The sequence below is a fragment of the Desulfotruncus arcticus DSM 17038 genome (genome assembly GCF_900113335.1).
In the GTDB taxonomy this organism is placed as follows: domain Bacteria; phylum Bacillota; class Desulfotomaculia; order Desulfotomaculales; family Desulfallaceae; genus Desulfotruncus; species Desulfotruncus arcticus.
This window is the reverse complement of sequence record NZ_FOOX01000017.1, coordinates 1-16,165: the sequence shown is the minus strand read 5'-3', so window position 1 is coordinate 16,165 and position 16,165 is coordinate 1. Positions and strand designations below refer to the sequence as shown.

The window sequence follows — 16,165 nt, the reverse complement described above, 5'->3', positions numbered from 1 at the left end:
CATATACCTCATGAAGATTTTACTCCACATAAGCCCACTTGAAATCCGCATAAGTGGCAAAGGGAGGAACAATTACGTTTTTCAGGTTTTCCTTGATCATAATCGGGTGGGTATAGAAGAATAACGGCGCAATAGGCATCTCGTCCAAGAGAATCTTTTCCGCCTGGTGCATGGACTCCATCCTGACGTTGTTGTCGCCGGTGGATTTGGCCCGGTTCACCAATTGATCGTATTCCTGGTTGCTCCAGCCGGTCTGGTTGTTCCCGCCGTCGGTGACAAACATGTCAATAAAGGACATGGGATCAAGGTAGTCCGGGCTCCAGCCCGCCCGTGAGATGTCATAATCCAGATTGCTTTGTCTGTCCAGATAAACCTGCCATTCAACATTTTGGATGGTCACGTCGATGCCCAGGTTCTTCTTCCACATCTGCTGAATGGCTTCAGCAACCTTCTGGTGGTTTTCGTGGGTATTAAACATTATGGCAGCCTTGGGGAAGCCATTGCCGTCCGGGTAGCCGGCCTCGGCCAGCAGTTTTTTGGCCTCGGTCAGGTCTTCCTGGAAATAATCGCCGCCGTTTTCACGGTAATCTTTGTCGTCGTTATCTTTGAAACCGAAGGGTACGAAGGCGTAAGCCGGCTTTTGGCCTCCTTTCATCACGCTTTCCACCAGGGCCTGGCGGTCGATGGCCAGGGCCAGGGCCTTTCTGACTCTGACGTCGTCAAAGGGTTTGTGGGTAACGTTAAAACGGTAGAAGTATACCGAAGCGTCAGGCATTATTTTCAGTTCATTGTTGCCCTGCAAAGAGGGTAGTTCCTGGGCGTTGATCTCATTCATCATATCGAGTTGGCCGTTGTTGTACATGTTGAAGGAAGTATCAAGGTTTTCAATAAGATATATTTCCAGTTTTTCCAGCTTTACATTCTCGGCATCCCAGTAGTCCGGGTTCTTTTCCATCACGATTTTCTGGTTGTGCTCCCAACTCACCATCTTAAAGGGCCCGTTGCAGACATATGTCTTGGGGTCGGCGAACCAGTTGGGGTTGCCCTCGGTCACCTTCTGGTTGACCGGGAAATAGGTCTGGAAGGCGGTTAAGCCCAGGAACTGTGGTGCCGGTGCGTTCAATACCACCTGCAGGGTCTTGTCGTCCAGGGCTTTAAGTGCTACGTCTTCTTTCTTGCCCTCGCCGCTGTTGTAATCCTCGGCTCCTTTAATATAGAAGAACTGGTAGGCGTATTCCGAGGCGGTTTCCGGAGCCAGAGCCCTCAGCCAGCTGTATACGAAATCCTGGGCCGTGACGGGATCACCGTTGCTCCACTTGGCGTCCCGCAATTTAAAGGTATATGTAAGGCCGTCCTCTGAAATGTCCCAGTCTTCAGCTGCAGCGGGTTGAATTTCCTGGTTGGCATCGTAACGGGTCAGGCCGTCCAGCATCTGCAATTCTATGGTTCCATCAGGCAATCCGGTGGATTTGGCCGGATCCAGAGTTTTCGGTTCCGCATCAACGTTGTAGCGAATCAACTGGGTAATACTTGAGTTGTCTGCCGTGTTATTGGCGTTATTGCCACCACAACCGGTCAGGACAAAAGCCATTAGTATCATTAAAGCCAATAGAATTTTTTTCATAAACACCAACCTCCTTGTTTATCTCTATAATAAGTTTAAAAAGCAGTTAGTCTCTACCCTCCTTCTGGCATGATTAATAAAATCTTTCATGGGATTACAGACAAAAAACGAATGATTTAAAAACTGAAACCGGAATTATCCTCCTGGGTGCAGTATTTATAAATAGAAAATTTTTAAAAAAATTCAACATAAAAATTCAACATTAATAATCTTTTATCCTATGAAATTGTTAAAATAAAAAAGAGAAAAAATAAGGGGCAAAACAGATAGACTGGTGAACAAAACGAGGAAAAGAGGTAAGTTGTGTGGAATTGATCAATATAAAAACGCCGATTAGTAAAAAATGGTTTGCTTGATTGTTTTAGGGGTGGTATAATTACCCAAATTTGTATTATTTCAAATTTTAGGGTTCTTGTACAGTAATTTTTTTAAAAATTCGCCACCCAGTAATGATATGTTTTTTTGACAGAATAATGTTGTTGCAATTAAAATTTATTGGCTAAGTCATACTGGGAGGCAATGCACCTTGAACAAACAAAAATGCTTGTTTAACCTCTACTTTTCTTTAGTGTCTTTAATCGGCGGGTTAATATTTATATATGCTTTGTTTAAATTTAATTCTAATTTGTTATATCTATACCCATTATGGATTTTATTATTTGTAGCTTTGGAAATGCGTCCTCTTTCATTGGATGGTAAGAGCCTAGTCACCCTTGGTATCGTGTTTAGTCTGGCCATATTAATGATTTACGGCACCTGGAGCAGTATTATTGCTACAGGTATAGGAAGCGCGGTGGCCGATATTATCGGAAAGCGTGGCTGGCAAAAAGTCATTTTCAACAGTTCCCAGTATTCAATTAGTCTGTTGGCTGCAGGTACAATTTATGCAAAGCTTAGTCCCGTAACCGATGAGGTCTTTTCCATCAGTCATCATATCATACCATTTGTTTTTACAGCTACGGCATTTGTTGTTGTTAATATCCTCCTAGTTGCTGTTATTGTTTCCCTGTCTTTAAAAATAGCTCTATTAGACGTTATAAAAATGGACGAGGGAATGGTGACGTTATTTCTAATTTCGTTAGCCCCATTAAGCTTGTTGCTGGTAGTTTTATATACCAGTGAGCCTTATAGCGTGATACTTATCCTGCCGCCTTTGGCTTTAGCCTATGTAGGGTTTGAGAATTACCTGAAACTAAGCAGGCAAACCCGTATAACTTTTGAGCATCTTGCTGGTATTGTGGACAGGCGTGATAATTATACATCCATGCATTCTGCCAGGGTTGCTGCTTACGCAGAGCAAATTGCTTACGCAATGGGCCTGTCTTATGGGCAAGTTGAAAACTTATCAATGGCGGGAAGGGTTCACGACCTGGGAAAGATTGGGGTTAGGGATAGTGTTTTGTTAAAACCCGGAGCGTTAACAGATTCTGAATTTGAAGAAATGAAAAAACATACGGAAATTGGTTATTATATACTGCAGCCGCTGGAAATGTATAAAGAGGTTCTGGCGAATGTATTGTATCACCACGAAAGAGTTGACGGGAAAGGTTATCCCTGCGGTTTAAAATATGATGCCATACCGCTGGGGGCTCGCATTCTGGCCGTGGCCGATAGTTTTGACGCTATGACCAGCGACAGGTTATACAGAAAGGCAATGAGTGAAGAACAGGCCGTTCAGGAATTAATAGATAATCAAGGTACTCAATTTGATCCGCAGGTAGTGGAAGCTTTTATCAAGGCTTGGAAGAAGGAAAAGAATACTGGGAGAGATAATTAGTGTTTTTCCTTATAGTTATTGTTCTGGTTGCTTTGATAGTATTATTGGGGGGAGGTAAATTAAAAAACTTAACTTACATTAAGTTTAAATTCCCCTGGTTGGCATTATCGGCTGTAATGCTAAAGATTATAAGCATTGCCGGTTTCCTGGATAATTATGAATTATCTTACCTGATACCTATTCTGCGCACCACTTCTATGCTGCTAATACTTGCTTTTATTGGCTTGAATATTAAATTGTACGGCATGCCTTTCGTTCTAACGGGGTTATTGGCAAATGCGCTGGTAATTTGGGTTAACGGAGGTAAAATGCCAATTAGTCAGAATTACGCCGGATTAACTTTTTCAGCTAAGGAATTGGCGGAATTGGCAGCGGGAAATCATGTTGCTGGTTTTGTATTAGTCTCATCTGATACCAAGCTTAGTTTTTTAGGTGATGTTTTACCGATGCCTCAATGGGTACCATTAACGAAATTATTTAGCATTGGCGATATTGTGGTTACAATTGGCGCTGTTATCTTTATTGTTTATTATTTAAGGTTTAACTATAAAACCTATTCATATAATAAAAAGTGGTGAAAGGAGGAAAAAATATGCGTCGCTGGTATCCCGTACTGGTAATAATGGCTTTCATTTTGAGCAGCATAGCGGGTCATAAATGGTAAAAACATTGTACAACAAGGTAAGTCCAAATGCAAAACAACCCTGAAGAATTTATCTCAGGGTTGTTTTGCATTTTACAGCCAGGATTTTAACTTATATTTATCCAATATGGTAACACGGCCTTTTTTAACCTCGATGGCTTTCTGCCGTTTAAAATCGTTGATTATTCTATTGGCGGTTTCCCTGGATGTGCCTATAAGATTAGCCAGATCCTGATTGGTGAGAGAAATGTCAATTTCAATACCTTTATTGGTAGGGATTCCTTGTTCCCCGGCTAAAAACAGCAGCATGCTGGCTGCACGGCGGGTTGTGTCCAGTAGGGCCAGTTCTATTAATTGCTGCTGCGATACCCTGAGGCGACGGGCCATAATTTTTAAAAGACCCAGGGCAATACCTGAATTTTCGCTAATTATCCTATCCATATCCACGTTTCTAATCATACCTACGGTGGAGTCTTCTACAACCTCGGCGGTGGCGGGATATGTTCCTCCTTCAAACATCACGACTTCGGCAAAAACTTCTCCGGGGTTAATAAAATGCAAAATGTGTTCGCGCCCGTCCTCTGTTTGTTTGGTAACTTTAATTCGGCCGGTCTTGACAAAAAACACAGCCTCACCGGGCTCGTTTTCCATAAATAGAATACGGCCTTTCTGATAGGATCGCTCAATAATGACTTTTTCCACTTCGGATAGTTGATTATCATCAAGGAAAGCGAACAACGGTATTTTTTTTAAATATTGTAGATTTCCCGCCATTTGATAATTTCCGTTCCCCCATAATTTGTATGCTGATTACCAAAGTATATCATATGTTGGTGGTTTGAAAAAGACATTTGGTTGTATAAAAATTAAGGCCGGATTAACCGGCCTTGACCAGGTCGTAAAATTCGTCGCCCAACCTGGTTGCGCTGCATATTTTGCTTTTGCCCTCGGTGGATATTTCCACCAACCCCAGTGCGTAGAGCTGCATGATGATATGATCAAGAACAGCTCTTTTTACCCTGGCGGATAGTGATAGGTCTTCTTTGTTCATGCTGCCGTTTTCCAGAAGCGTTTTTAGAACCCTTTCCGCCTCGTTAGGCAGTCTTTCACCGGCCTTGCGCAAGTAATCAGCCAGGCTGATTGTTGATACCATATAATTCACCCCTCCTATTTAATCAATCTTATAATCTTATTAGATAGTATGTACAATTTTTGCTTGATTAATAAGTAAAATAGCCCGGTCATTTTGACCGGGCTATAAAAATTTATATTATTTTGATCAAAAGTGGTATTAATCAATGCTTTCGCTGAATAATTCACTGATGTCTTTTACAGCCATTGTTTCATCTTTATCAATATTTTTAAGGCTGTCCTCCAGCATTACCACACAATACGGGCAAGCGGTTACAACCAGATTGGCTTCCTTGGCCATTGCTTCTTTTGCTTTTACATCCGAGAAACGCATTCCGGCTTCTGTTTCCATCCAGATGCGGGCCCCGCCGCCGCTGCAGCACATGCTGTCATCTTTGCTCTTATCAAATTCCATCGTTTGCAGTGAAGGAATAGCGTTCAGCAGATTCCTGGGAGCTTCAAAAACCTTGCTGTGCCGGCCCAGATAACAGGGCTCATGATATATAACCTTTTGATTAATTTCTTTGGACGGCTTAATTTTTCCTTCGCTAATCAGCTGGGCAAACAACTCGGTGTAGTGAATAACCTCAAATTCCCCACCGAATTCCGGGTATTCATTTTTAAAGGTATAAAAGCAGTGAGGTGATGTGGTGATAATCTTTTTAACACCTTTATTGTTAAATAGCTCTATATTAGATTCGGCAAGGCTGCTGAATTCTTCTTCCGCGCCGATTTTGCGTACAGCTTCGCCGCAGCACTTCTCTTCGTTGCCAATAATACCGAAGCTAACACCGGCTTTTTGTAGGGTAGTGGCTATGGCACGGGCAATCTTTTGGCTGCGCCCGTCAAATGCTGATGTACAGCAAACAAATAGCAGGTATTCCTGGTCCGTATAAGTTGGAATGTCGAGTCCGGCTGTCCAGGAAGTTCTTTTTTCAGCATCCTGGGACCACGGGTTGCCGTTGCTGTTAATGCTCCCTAACACCGCTTTTAAATTTTTGGGAATGCCGCCGGTTTCACAAACAACAGCGCGCATAGCGCGTACGATATCAATGATTTTAACTTCCCTGGGGCAGCGAACTACACATTGGCCGCAGGTTGTACAGGCGTAAAGCACGTCATCGCTTTCAAATCCTTCGAGACCGAGCCGGCCCATATAAATCATTTGACGAATACTAAAAGGGCTTTCTTTTTCCATTCTCCCCCAGGGACAAGAACCGCTGCAAAGTCCGCACTGCATACAAGTGGTGATATCCTGGCCACCCATTTCCTGGACAATTTCTCTAACTTCATCGAAATAATTAATGACTTCTGACATGATAATCCTCCTCTTTCCTTGCCAAACTATATGCAAAAGCCGTATGTGTTTATTTTTACATTCGTCAATTTTGGAATAAAATCCTGCTTCCAAAAATAAAAAATTGCATAATTGGCGGTAGTATTGTTGTTTAAGGAAAGGGGGAAACACCTGCTGAAGACCGGGGTATTCTATTGGGGACCGGCATATCCCCAATGAATGAATGTCCCAATGGATACAGATAGTGTGATAAAATACATATAAACTGGAAAGGAAAATTAAGCCTATGCGAACTGCAGTATTGCTATATCGCCTGTTTGATGTTGCAGATGAAATAAATCTAGAATTAGTTGAAAGAATACTTTCAATGGAAAAAGTTACATCCAGGCTAAAACTATCCCGTGTGCCGCCAAAATCAATACATATTGAAAACCCACCGGTGGGTGTGGAATTGGGAAATGACAGAATTGCCTTCGGAGGATCGGACTATGAGGTGTCATTCTATGCCCGGATTTATGATCTGGGTGTTATTAGTATCATTATGCATATATTCCTCCCGTCTGCTTTCGGTTACGAGGATTTTAAACAATTTGCCGTTATCCTGGAACAGCAAATTGAGTATGAGCAATATTTCATGGCGCAATTAAATAAACTTAAAAAGACTTTGCTGCCGGCGCTGATGGGCAGCAGTATCGGAGATTACGTAGAGGATTTTACCGTGTTCTTTTTTACTGACTGGCAAGCGCAATGGGATCCTTTGCCGCTGTTGCTGGGGGAGGAAGGACCTTTCAGCGATTGGGTCAGGAAAGATACGCTGCAGCATTCCTATTCTTATACTCCGGAGGATTTAATTATCATTACCTGGGATTCGGCGCTGGTTTATGACGCATCGGGCAGCACCGAGCTTCCTGAGCTATTGGAATTTGCCAATTCACAACTTCTGGAATTGCGTTATTACGACGGGCTTCTTTCCGGCGAAATGGAAAAAATGTATAGTGACCTGCAGAGTATTGAGCAGGTTGGCAGTTTTGCCCGTCTAAGGCATTACCGCCGTATAATGGGCAGGTTGATGCAGGTGGTTACCGAGGTAACCGATATCACAGAGCGAATTCAAAATTCGGTAAAGGTAACGGAAGATATTTATTACGCCAGGATTTACTCGGCGGCGCTGATTATATTCAGAACCAAGGCCTGGATGGACAGTGTCCAGCGAAAAATGGCACTTATTCAGCAGAATTATTCCATGCTAAGCGATGAAATTGTAACAGCCCGTTCAACCTGGCTTGAAGTAGCCATAGTACTCTTGATCACCTTTGAAATCATTCTTGGCTTATTCAGTGCATTTCATTAAATTAGTTTTGCGGTTGGGGCAAATGTGCTTTTTAAAATAGGAATTATTTCTTTGAGGTCGGGGACAGTTATCAGGTTTGGTATTGCGTTTAATAATATTTCCAGATCCTTTTCCCTTGGGTTAACTGCAATGGACAGGCCGGCCTTGGCCAGCATTTCCAAGTCTCCGGCACTGTCACCGACGGCTGCGGTTTCTTGTTGAGCAGCTCCAAACTGGTGCATTAGTTTTTCAAGGTAGGCCCCTTTGGTTTTACCGGGAGCGTCAGTTGAAACATGCACCTCGCATTCGCCGGTTAGGATGCCATTGTGGTAAACCAACTCGTTGGCCTGGTAAAACCAAAAATTAAAAATCGGTGCGATCATATCCGCCAGTATTTTGAGTCCTGTTGACAGTAAAACTGTTTTACCGTCTAATGATTCAGCCGTGTGAACCAAATCCGGCGCCGTAGGATGAATCTTGATTTCGTTTAGTATCGACTTAACACAATCGAGGGGCATGTTTCTCCACATGGTGGCATCAAGCCTGCAAAACTCTTCATAACTAATTTCCCCGCGCAAAAACTGATCCTGGTATTTATCTGCTTGTTTTTCCCAGATGCCAAGCCGGCGGTGCAGGTATTCCCAGGAACTGCGTTCTTCGGTAATGGTGCCATCCATATCAAAAGCAATTATTTTTAACGCAGGTTTAACCATAAGTGCCTCCCTTTAGATTTATTAATCAATAATTATAACATAGTCCCGGTTTTAGGTATTGAAAGGAATTTTATCAAAATTCGTAGAATCAAAATCAATCAGCATTAAAACAGTGGGCAAAGCTTAATCATAATCTTGTCAGCCAGAATAAGGAGGTTTTTTAAAATGAAACTTTTATCACCGGTTAGAATCGGCCAAATGGAATTGAAAAACCGCGTGGTTATGCCGGCAATGCACTTGGGTTATTGCAAGGATGGTTTTGTAACCAATAAACTGATTGAATTTTACCGGGCCAGGGCAAGGGGAGGAGTAGGCCTTATCATTGTTGGCGGCTGTACCATTGACGATCAGGGGTATGGCAACATGATTAAAATAGACGATGATAAATACATACCCGGTCTTGCGGAATTGGTTAATGCTGTGCATGAAGAAGGTGGTAAAATAGCTGCCCAGCTTTTCCAGCCCGGTAGGTATTCATATTCATTTTTAATGGGAATTCAACCGGTTGCACCGTCACCAATTCCTTCTAAACTAACCAGGCAGATGCCAAGGGAACTCACTACGGACGAGGTTAAAGATATTGTAAACAGCTTTGGCCGGTCGGCTGTTAGAGCAAAAAAGGCCGGGTTTGATACTGTTGAGGTTATTGGTAGCGCCGGGTATCTCGTCTCGCAATTCCTTTCTCCGGTTACAAACCGGCGGCAGGATGAATATGGCGGCCATTTTGAAAACAGAATGCGTTTCGGTCTGGAAGTGGCTCAAAATATCAGAGAAGCGGTTGGCCCGGACTACCCGGTTATGTTTCGGGTGGGGGGGAATGATTTTATGCCCGGCGGGAACACAAATCGTGAGATTGCTGTTTTCTGCAAGCGGCTTGAAGAGGCAGGGGTTGACGCTTTTAATGTAACAGGCGGCTGGCATGAGACGGCAGTGCCGCAAATTACAATGGCCGCACCAAGGGGCGCGTTTGCTTATCTGGCAAGGGGTGTCAAGGAGGCTGTAAATGTGCCGGTTATTGCCTGCAACAGGATTAACGACCCCATTCTAGCGGAAGAAATACTGGCTAACGATATGGCAGATTTAGTTGGCATGGCCAGGGCGATGATAGCTGATCAGGATCTGGTTAACAAAGCAGCGGAAGGACGGTTTGCCGAAATAAGAAAATGTATCGGGTGCAACCAGGGCTGCCTGGATGCCGTATTTACCATGAAGCCGGTGGGATGTCTGGTTAACGCCGGGGCAGGGAGGGAACTGGAAGATGTTTTCCGCCCGGCCGCCCAGATTAAAAAAGTTTTGGTGGTAGGCGGTGGGCCCGGCGGTATGGAAGCTGCGCGGGTGGCTGCCGAACGTGGCCATAGCGTTACTTTGTGGGAGAAAGGGAACCGGCTTGGCGGTCAGCTTAATATTGCGGCTGAGCCACCCGGCCGGTCTGAATTCGCTACGTTTGTTGAATATCTTAGCAGCGAACTGTACCGGCTGGGAGTTGCAGTTGAACTGGGTAAAGAAGCTAATGAGAACAATATTAAAGCGTTTGGTCCTGATGCGGTGGTAATGGCCACCGGTGCAGCACCCGTTACTCCTCCTATTGATGGTGTGGGCAGTCCCAATGTTTGTCAGGCGTGGGATGTGCTGGGCGGTAAATCGGCTACGGGCAGACGAGTGGTAATTATCGGGGGTGGAGCGGTTGGCTGCGAGGCGGCTCTGATGCTTGCGGGCAAAGGTGTTATAAATGCGGAGACTTTTCATTTCCTGGCGTTAAATAATGCGGAAAGCTGGGAAACGCTTAAGGAACTGGCTACCAGAGGAATTAAGGATATAACCGTTATTGAGATGCAAAAAACAGTTGGGGCTGATATAGGTGTTTCCTCGCGCTGGGTTATCCTGCAGGAAATGCAGCGTTTTGGCGTTAAGATGTTAACCGGAGCCAAGGCTAAGAAAATTAACGATAAAGGTGTCATACTTGATGTGGCTGGAAAAGAAGAAATTATTGAAGCTGACACCATTTTGCTCGCAGTAGGATCACAGTCTGTCAGTGAGCTTTCAGAAAGAATTAAGGAGTCATTCCCCGAGGTATATATGGTGGGAGATGCAGTTGCGCCACGCAAGGCGTTGGATGCGGTGCACCAGGGTTACCTTGCGGGTAAGGTTCTATGAAGCGGTTAGGATAATAAAACGAACACCCCCAATCGGGGGTGTTTTTGCTGTTCTCAAATTAAAAAATTATTGACTGCTGATAAGTTAGGTTGTCAAACATCTTGGTATGGTTTGGGCTAACGTTATTGCCAACCCTTACCATGAGCATATTAGCTTGATGCTCAAGAATTTCAGGGTCATCTGTGCGGCGGCGTTTAAATCCAACCGAACCGAAAACATTTTTAAGCATCCGCTGGTATCCCCAAACATCAAGACCGCTATTTCTTATATCCCAATGCCAGTAGAATTCTGTTGTAATAATAATATAATCTTCAAGGACGGGGTTTTTAAAGGCTTCTGCCAGAATAGCCTTGGCCAGTCCCCTTCTTTGCCACTCCCTGCTTATTTCAATGGCTCCCAATTCCAGAATGCGGGGATGCTTAACCCACCTGCTGTACTGGTTTGGGTAATGAAATAATACGTAGCCGATTATTTCATTATCGTGCCGCGCAATATAAACCATACCGTCAGGGAGACCGGCAATATGGCCCAAAGCTTCCTTCTGCCGTTTGGCGTTTCTAAAATTGTTCAAAGATTTTATTATTCCCAATGATTCCACATAGTCTGTGGAAACCGGTCCTTCAATCACTACTGGCCCTTTGCTGGTTGTTAACTGCGTAGTCATAGCCACCACCAATTAATCTGTTTTTTTATCTTAAATTACTGATATTAAATATACTGAGTAGAAATATTCTGAATTAAAATTATTAAATCCTGCTTTTAAAACAATTTATTATTAAAATATATTATGTTTTTGTGATCTGTAAAGTAAAGCTGATCTGGTAATTCCCAGTAATTGTGCTGCTTTTGTCTGATTTCCTCCGCTTTTTTCCAATGCTTTTAAAATTAACTCCTTTTCCAGTTCTTCCAAAGACAGCCCTTGTTCCGGGAATTCCACTATTATATCACTGGTTGATTTAGGTGCGGTGTATATATCCCTTGGCAAGTGTTCGGGCCGAATTTCATTATCCCGGCAAATGATGGTAGAACGTTCAATTACGTTCTGCAGTTCCCTGATGTTGCCGGGCCAGTGATATTTACACAATAAATCCATGGCCTCCGGGGATATTTTGTTTACTTGATAAGTATGGCCGAATTTTTGCAAAAAATGGCCGGCCAGTAAAGGAATATCTTCTTTTCGTTCCCTTAAGGGGGGGAGGTGAATGTGAATAACATTAAGCCTGTAAAATAGGTCTTCCCGGAATTGCCCTTTTTTTATTGCCTCGTCCATTTGACGGTTGGTGGCCGCAATCACTCTGACATCCACCGATAATGTTTCAGTTCCGCCTACCCGCTCAAAGGTTTTTTCCTGAAGCACTCTTAATAATTTAGCCTGCATGTTCATGGACATTTCAGCTATTTCGTCAAGAAAAATTGTTCCTTTATCTGCCAGTTCAAAACGGCCCAGTTTGCGGGATGTTGCGCCGGTAAACGCACCGCGCTCATGACCAAAAAGTTCACTTTCCAGCAATTGCTCGGGAAGTGCCGCGCAATTTACAGGAATAAAGGGCTCGTGGCTGCGCGGGCTATTTTGATGAAGCGCCACTGCAGCGACTTCTTTGCCGGTACCGCTTTCGCCTGTGATTAAAACGCTGGCGTTGCTGCCGGCCACTCGTTCGATAAGGGAAATGATATCCTTGATTACTTTACTCTGTCCTACCATATTATCATATTTACTTGTCAATTCGGAACGTAAAAAGGTAACTTCAGTTTCCAATTGGCTTAAAAGAAGATTTTGTTTAATTACCAGCTTTAATTCGTCCAGGTCAAAAGGTTTGGTAATGTAATCCGTTGCTCCAATTTTCATTGCTTCTATGGCCGTTTCAATGGTGCCATGGGCGGTGAGCATGATAACCGGAAGCTTGGGGTTTATTTTTTTGGCCCTTTTTAATACCTCCATTCCATCAAGTTCGGGCATGCGTAAATCCAGGATAACCAGGGATGGCTGCTCATCTCTGATTAAGTCCAATCCCATTAAGCCGCGAGTCGCGACCAGGGTTTGATAACCCTCTTGACGCATGGCCCGTTCAAGCGCCCAACACATATGTTCTTCGTCATCAACAATCAATATTTTGGGTGTCATCCGCTTCGTCCCCCATTTCGCCGTCAAGATGCAATTTAACGGTAAAAATTGTTCCTATGCCTTCTGTGCTTTCTACATTAATTACACCGCCGTGCGCTTTGATAATTTGGTGACTTATAGATAAACCCAACCCGGTGCCATATTCCTTCGTGGTGAAAAACGGGTCGAAAATACTGCCTATCTCGGTTGGCGAGATACCTTTTCCCGTATCAATAAAATCTATACACACCCAATCGTCGACGCCATAGGTTCTAATAGTCAAGGTGCCGTTTTCCGGCATTGCCTGAATACCGTTAAGCAGCAGGTTGACAAAGACTTGTTTGATGCGTTCAGCATCCACCATGACAGGCGGTATTTCCTGATCAAAATTGGTAACCAGTTTGATGTTGTGCTCTCTCAGCATAGGACTGGTAAATGTTAAAATCTTTTCCAAAAGGGAATTGATCGATGCGCGTTGTATCGCGTGTTTGCTTGGTCGTCCGAAATCCAGCAGCTCCTGGATGACTCTGTTTTGGCGATTAATCTGCTCGTAAATTATCTTTGTGGGTTCGTTTAAAAATATTTCAGTCCCCGGAACTGTTTTTAAATCATTCTCCATTATCTGCATAGTTGTTTTAATTACTCCAATGGGATTGCGCAGTTCATGGGCAACTCCGGTGACCAGACGTCCAAGCGCCGCCAGGCGCTCTGAGCGTCTCAATTCCTCCTCCAGCTTTTCTTTTTCCGCCAGTGAGGAGGCCATCTTGTTTATCGCTCTGGCAATTTGCCCTTCTTCCCCGGACAATTCTGGTATATGGTAATGAATGTCTTCTTCCATTTTGCTCAGCCCGTCTTTTATCCTGCTAACCAGGCTTGAAAGATTGTGAATGATTAAAATGGCGCCGGTTCCTCCGAAGAATAAAATTAATAGCGTAAAGTATCTGGTTATCATGCGGAAAAACCTGCTTTGGGCATAAATAGGGTGTAATCTCTCGTCTGCCCAGGCAACGGCAACAAGTTTACTATTAATAAAAACAGGGTAAAGGTATTCAAAAGTCTCGTCATTTAAACTGCTGGTAAGCCTGGCCAGCGGTTTGCCGCTGGCGGCAACGGCTATCAGGCCGCTATTGGCTTCCTTTAAAACCCTGCGCTCCCGGGCTAATTGCTGGTCAGGGCTTAATTCTCTGTATTGATGTAAAAAACCATTAACAAAAATCTGTCCGGTTTCCGGTATAAACAGGCCAAAACGAACCCCGGGGTTGCTGGGAACCAGATTGCTGGTTGAGTTGTCAAATGCCTGCTTTAAATAAACTGTCCGTTCTTTAATACTAAGTGAATTGATATCTCTGCTGCCAAGTTCCCGGGTAAATTGTTGTTCAATGTTAGGCATAACGACAGTTTCAATAACGGAGCCAAGCTTTTCTTCGCGGTCTTTGATCATCATTTCATCACTGCGTGACGCAAAAAAAAGGTCATACATCATTACCAGTACGGGGATTATTAGTAAGCCTGTGATTACTATCAAAAATTGCGACCGTAAGGTGCTATCCTTAAAATTAAATTTTTTCAATTAAAATCACCCTAACTGGTTTTATTATACCATTAGTTGTTTAAAATCAAACAGATAGCTGTCTGTTTTTAAACATGATTTGCGAGGTATAGTAATACAGTTCACAAGCGAATTGGCTGGTTAAGCATTTTAGATTGTTTGATATTGAACAATCTAATTATGGTGATTAATTTTTTAAACTGTATGTGCCGTATTTTTAAGCTGGTATGGAAATTGCGTAGTACAGTAACAAGCAAAAAGATTTTTTTCACATGCAAATTCATTATATCACAAGTAAACAATGAAATCGAGGAGGGATGCATGGAGCTTGAAAAAGATGTTATTGAACAATTAGTGAAAGATTTACTTAAAGCTTTTAATGGTGGATTTGGAAAAGATATTAGAGATTTAAATTTAATTAAGCGGGGGAATAGAAATGATGGAAGGAATAATGGCCAAAGCGAGCATGTTGTTAGAGCTGGCCAACAACTCCCAGGTGGCCCACGCGGTAACACAGGCGTCGGGAACGCCGGGGATGCCCTGGTGGGCGTGGCCACTAATACTATTTGTAACCACCTTTGCCATGGGCATAGTGGCCGTAATGGCGGGAGTGGGCGGCGGAGTGCTGTTCGTCCCGATAGTGGGCAGCTTCTTCCCGTTTAACCTGGACTTTGTGCGTGGCGCCGGCCTGATTGTGGCACTGGCGGGCGCGCTGGCAGCCGGTCCCGGTCTTTTAAAAGCCAACCTGGCCAACCTGCGGCTGGCGCTGCCGGTGGCGCTGATAGCCTCAATATTTAGTATCGTAGGTGCATTTTTAGGATTGGCACTGCCGGACAACATACTGCAAATCTGCCTTGGCATCACCATCACCTTAATTGCGGTATTATTTATTTTTTCAAAAAACAGCGAGTTTCCAAAAGTGGGCCAGCCGGACGGAGTCAGCCGGGCGCTGAAAATTAACGGCTCATATTATGAGCCTACCGCCGGTCGTCCTGTAGACTGGACAATTTGGCGCACACCGCAAGGGTTCCTGCTGTTCATATTTATCGGCACAGTGGCCGGCATGTTCGGCCTGGGCGCGGGCTGGGCCAACGTACCGGTTCTGAACCTGCTCATGGGCGCGCCGCTAAAGATTGCCGTGGGATCAAGCAAATTTCTTCTGTCCATAACCGACACCTCGGCAGCCTGGATATACCTTAACCAGGGTGCGGTACTGCCGATCATTGCAGTGCCCTCAGTGCTGGGAATCATGCTGGGCTCACTGGTGGGCGTGAGGCTTTTAGCCGGCGCCAAACCTAAAATAGTGCGCAACATGGTGATTATAATGCTGCTCTTTGCCGGAATCAGGTCCTTAATTAAAGGACTGGGATGGGGGTAGAAACATGAGTCAAGTGAGAGTTGAAAAACAAACAGCTGCCGTACAACAACAGGCAGCACCTTCAAAACAGAAAAAAGCGGCGGCTAAAGTAGAGGTGGCGCCGGAGCAGATCAAATACGCCAACCTGCTGCTCTACTGTTCCTGGGCGGGGATTGCCATCCTGGCGATTACATTTGCTCTTTACCTTAGCGGTATCGCAGGATCATTTATTCCGCCCTCCCAAATGCCGCAGTACTGGGGCATGAGTGCCCACGAACTGCTGGAAACCACCGGGGCGCCTTCCGGTTGGGGCTGGCTGACGCTGATTAATCACGGCGACTTTATGAATCTGATAGGAATTGCTTTCCTGGCCCTGCTTACCATCGTTGGTTACCTGACACTACTGCTGCCGGCCTATATTAAGAAGAAAGATATTCCTTATACTGCTATTGTTGTTGCTGAAATACTGGTATTATCCCTGGCTGCCTC

14 protein-coding genes are annotated in these 16,165 nt (G+C 44.2%); 6 read left to right on the top strand and 8 right to left on the bottom strand.

Annotated elements, in window-relative coordinates; genetic code table 11:
- Nucleotides 1–19 precede the first annotated feature (19 nt).
- On the bottom strand, nt 20–1,624 hold the full coding sequence (locus BM056_RS19245) for a peptide ABC transporter substrate-binding protein (protein ID WP_238456561.1): 1,605 nt from the start codon (nt 1,622–1,624) through the stop codon (nt 20–22).
- Between the two features lie 673 nt (nt 1,625–2,297).
- Between BM056_RS19245 and BM056_RS19240 the strand changes: the two genes are divergently transcribed.
- Both BM056_RS19240 and BM056_RS19235 read left to right on the top strand, forming a co-directional pair.
- Nucleotides 2,298–3,401, top strand: a complete 1,104-nt coding sequence (locus BM056_RS19240; protein ID WP_238456564.1) for an HD-GYP domain-containing protein — start codon at nt 2,298–2,300, stop codon at nt 3,399–3,401.
- Entirely contained in the window at nt 3,401–3,979 is a 579-nt protein-coding gene (locus BM056_RS19235) for a DUF5317 domain-containing protein (RefSeq protein ID WP_092473490.1), read from the top strand. Before BM056_RS19240 ends, BM056_RS19235 begins: the two co-directional genes overlap by 1 nt.
- 158 nt (nt 3,980–4,137) lie before the next feature.
- Here the strand turns inward: BM056_RS19235 and BM056_RS19230 are convergent, their stop codons facing one another.
- The 3 genes from BM056_RS19230 to BM056_RS19220 form a co-directional block, all read right to left on the bottom strand.
- Nucleotides 4,138–4,818 carry a Crp/Fnr family transcriptional regulator gene (locus tag BM056_RS19230; RefSeq protein WP_092473488.1) on the bottom strand — a complete coding sequence of 227 codons (681 nt, stop codon included), beginning with the start codon at nt 4,816–4,818 and terminating at the stop codon, nt 4,138–4,140.
- Between the two features lie 103 nt (nt 4,819–4,921).
- Complete coding sequence (locus BM056_RS19225) at nt 4,922–5,197, bottom strand: transcriptional regulator (RefSeq protein WP_092473486.1); 276 nt, start codon at nt 5,195–5,197, stop codon at nt 4,922–4,924.
- A 138-nt stretch (nt 5,198–5,335) separates the two neighbouring features.
- Nucleotides 5,336–6,493, bottom strand: a complete 1,158-nt coding sequence (locus BM056_RS19220; RefSeq protein ID WP_092473484.1) for a (Fe-S)-binding protein — start codon at nt 6,491–6,493, stop codon at nt 5,336–5,338.
- 265 nt (nt 6,494–6,758) lie between these two features.
- On the opposite strand from BM056_RS19220, the gene BM056_RS19215 reads away from it, so the two are divergent.
- Nucleotides 6,759–7,823 carry a hypothetical protein gene (locus BM056_RS19215; protein WP_092473482.1) on the top strand — a complete coding sequence of 355 codons (1,065 nt, stop codon included), beginning with the start codon at nt 6,759–6,761 and terminating at the stop codon, nt 7,821–7,823.
- Here BM056_RS19215 and BM056_RS19210 read toward each other — a convergent pair.
- On the bottom strand, nt 7,820–8,515 hold the full coding sequence (locus BM056_RS19210; protein WP_092473480.1) for an HAD family hydrolase: 696 nt from the start codon (nt 8,513–8,515) through the stop codon (nt 7,820–7,822). The two genes, BM056_RS19215 and BM056_RS19210, sit on opposite strands and share 4 nt — an antisense overlap.
- 165 nt (nt 8,516–8,680) lie before the next feature.
- Here BM056_RS19210 and BM056_RS19205 point away from each other — a divergent pair, with 165 nt between their 5' ends.
- Nucleotides 8,681–10,669, top strand: coding sequence for an oxidoreductase (locus tag BM056_RS19205; RefSeq protein ID WP_092473478.1), 1,989 nt, complete (start codon nt 8,681–8,683; stop codon nt 10,667–10,669).
- Nucleotides 10,670–10,727: 58 nt separating this feature from the next.
- Here the strand turns inward: BM056_RS19205 and BM056_RS19200 are convergent, their stop codons facing one another.
- From BM056_RS19200 to BM056_RS19190, 3 genes are all read right to left on the bottom strand, one after another.
- Nucleotides 10,728–11,333, bottom strand: a complete 606-nt coding sequence (locus BM056_RS19200; protein ID WP_092473476.1) for a GNAT family N-acetyltransferase — start codon at nt 11,331–11,333, stop codon at nt 10,728–10,730.
- Nucleotides 11,334–11,444: 111 nt separating this feature from the next.
- The gene (locus BM056_RS19195; RefSeq protein WP_092473474.1) at nt 11,445–12,791 is read right to left on the bottom strand and encodes a sigma-54-dependent transcriptional regulator; all 1,347 of its coding nucleotides are present in this window, start codon (nt 12,789–12,791) and stop codon (nt 11,445–11,447) included.
- Nucleotides 12,766–14,340: an ATP-binding protein gene (locus tag BM056_RS19190; protein WP_238456560.1), complete on the bottom strand. Its 1,575-nt coding sequence runs from the start codon at nt 14,338–14,340 to the stop codon at nt 12,766–12,768. The genes BM056_RS19195 and BM056_RS19190 overlap by 26 nt, the downstream gene beginning before the upstream one ends.
- A gap of 415 nt (nt 14,341–14,755) precedes the next feature.
- Between BM056_RS19190 and BM056_RS19185 the strand changes: the two genes are divergently transcribed.
- The gene (locus BM056_RS19185) at nt 14,756–15,697 is read left to right on the top strand and encodes a sulfite exporter TauE/SafE family protein (protein ID WP_092473472.1); all 942 of its coding nucleotides are present in this window, start codon (nt 14,756–14,758) and stop codon (nt 15,695–15,697) included.
- Between the two features lie 4 nt (nt 15,698–15,701).
- On the top strand, nt 15,702–16,165 hold a 464-nt coding region (locus BM056_RS19180), incomplete at its 3' end, for a DUF1634 domain-containing protein (RefSeq protein ID WP_092473470.1).

What these genes read in the sequence shown, in the direction of transcription:
- BM056_RS19210 (WP_092473480.1), bottom strand. Translation starts at nt 8,515, where the DNA reads ATGGTTAAACCTGCGTTAAAAATAATTGCTTTTGATATGGATGGCACC.
- BM056_RS19205 (WP_092473478.1), top strand. Translation starts at nt 8,681, where the DNA reads ATGAAACTTTTATCACCGGTTAGAATCGGCCAAATGGAATTGAAAAAC.
- BM056_RS19245 (WP_238456561.1), bottom strand. Translation starts at nt 1,624, where the DNA reads ATGAAAAAAATTCTATTGGCTTTAATGATACTAATGGCTTTTGTCCTG.
- BM056_RS19195 (WP_092473474.1), bottom strand. Translation starts at nt 12,791, where the DNA reads ATGACACCCAAAATATTGATTGTTGATGACGAAGAACATATGTGTTGG.
- BM056_RS19185 (WP_092473472.1), top strand. Translation starts at nt 14,756, where the DNA reads ATGATGGAAGGAATAATGGCCAAAGCGAGCATGTTGTTAGAGCTGGCC.
- BM056_RS19230 (WP_092473488.1), bottom strand. Translation starts at nt 4,818, where the DNA reads ATGGCGGGAAATCTACAATATTTAAAAAAAATACCGTTGTTCGCTTTC.
- BM056_RS19240 (WP_238456564.1), top strand. Translation starts at nt 2,298, where the DNA reads ATGCGTCCTCTTTCATTGGATGGTAAGAGCCTAGTCACCCTTGGTATC.
- BM056_RS19200 (WP_092473476.1), bottom strand. Translation starts at nt 11,333, where the DNA reads ATGACTACGCAGTTAACAACCAGCAAAGGGCCAGTAGTGATTGAAGGA.
- BM056_RS19215 (WP_092473482.1), top strand. Translation starts at nt 6,759, where the DNA reads ATGCGAACTGCAGTATTGCTATATCGCCTGTTTGATGTTGCAGATGAA.
- BM056_RS19225 (WP_092473486.1), bottom strand. Translation starts at nt 5,197, where the DNA reads ATGGTATCAACAATCAGCCTGGCTGATTACTTGCGCAAGGCCGGTGAA.
- BM056_RS19220 (WP_092473484.1), bottom strand. Translation starts at nt 6,493, where the DNA reads ATGTCAGAAGTCATTAATTATTTCGATGAAGTTAGAGAAATTGTCCAG.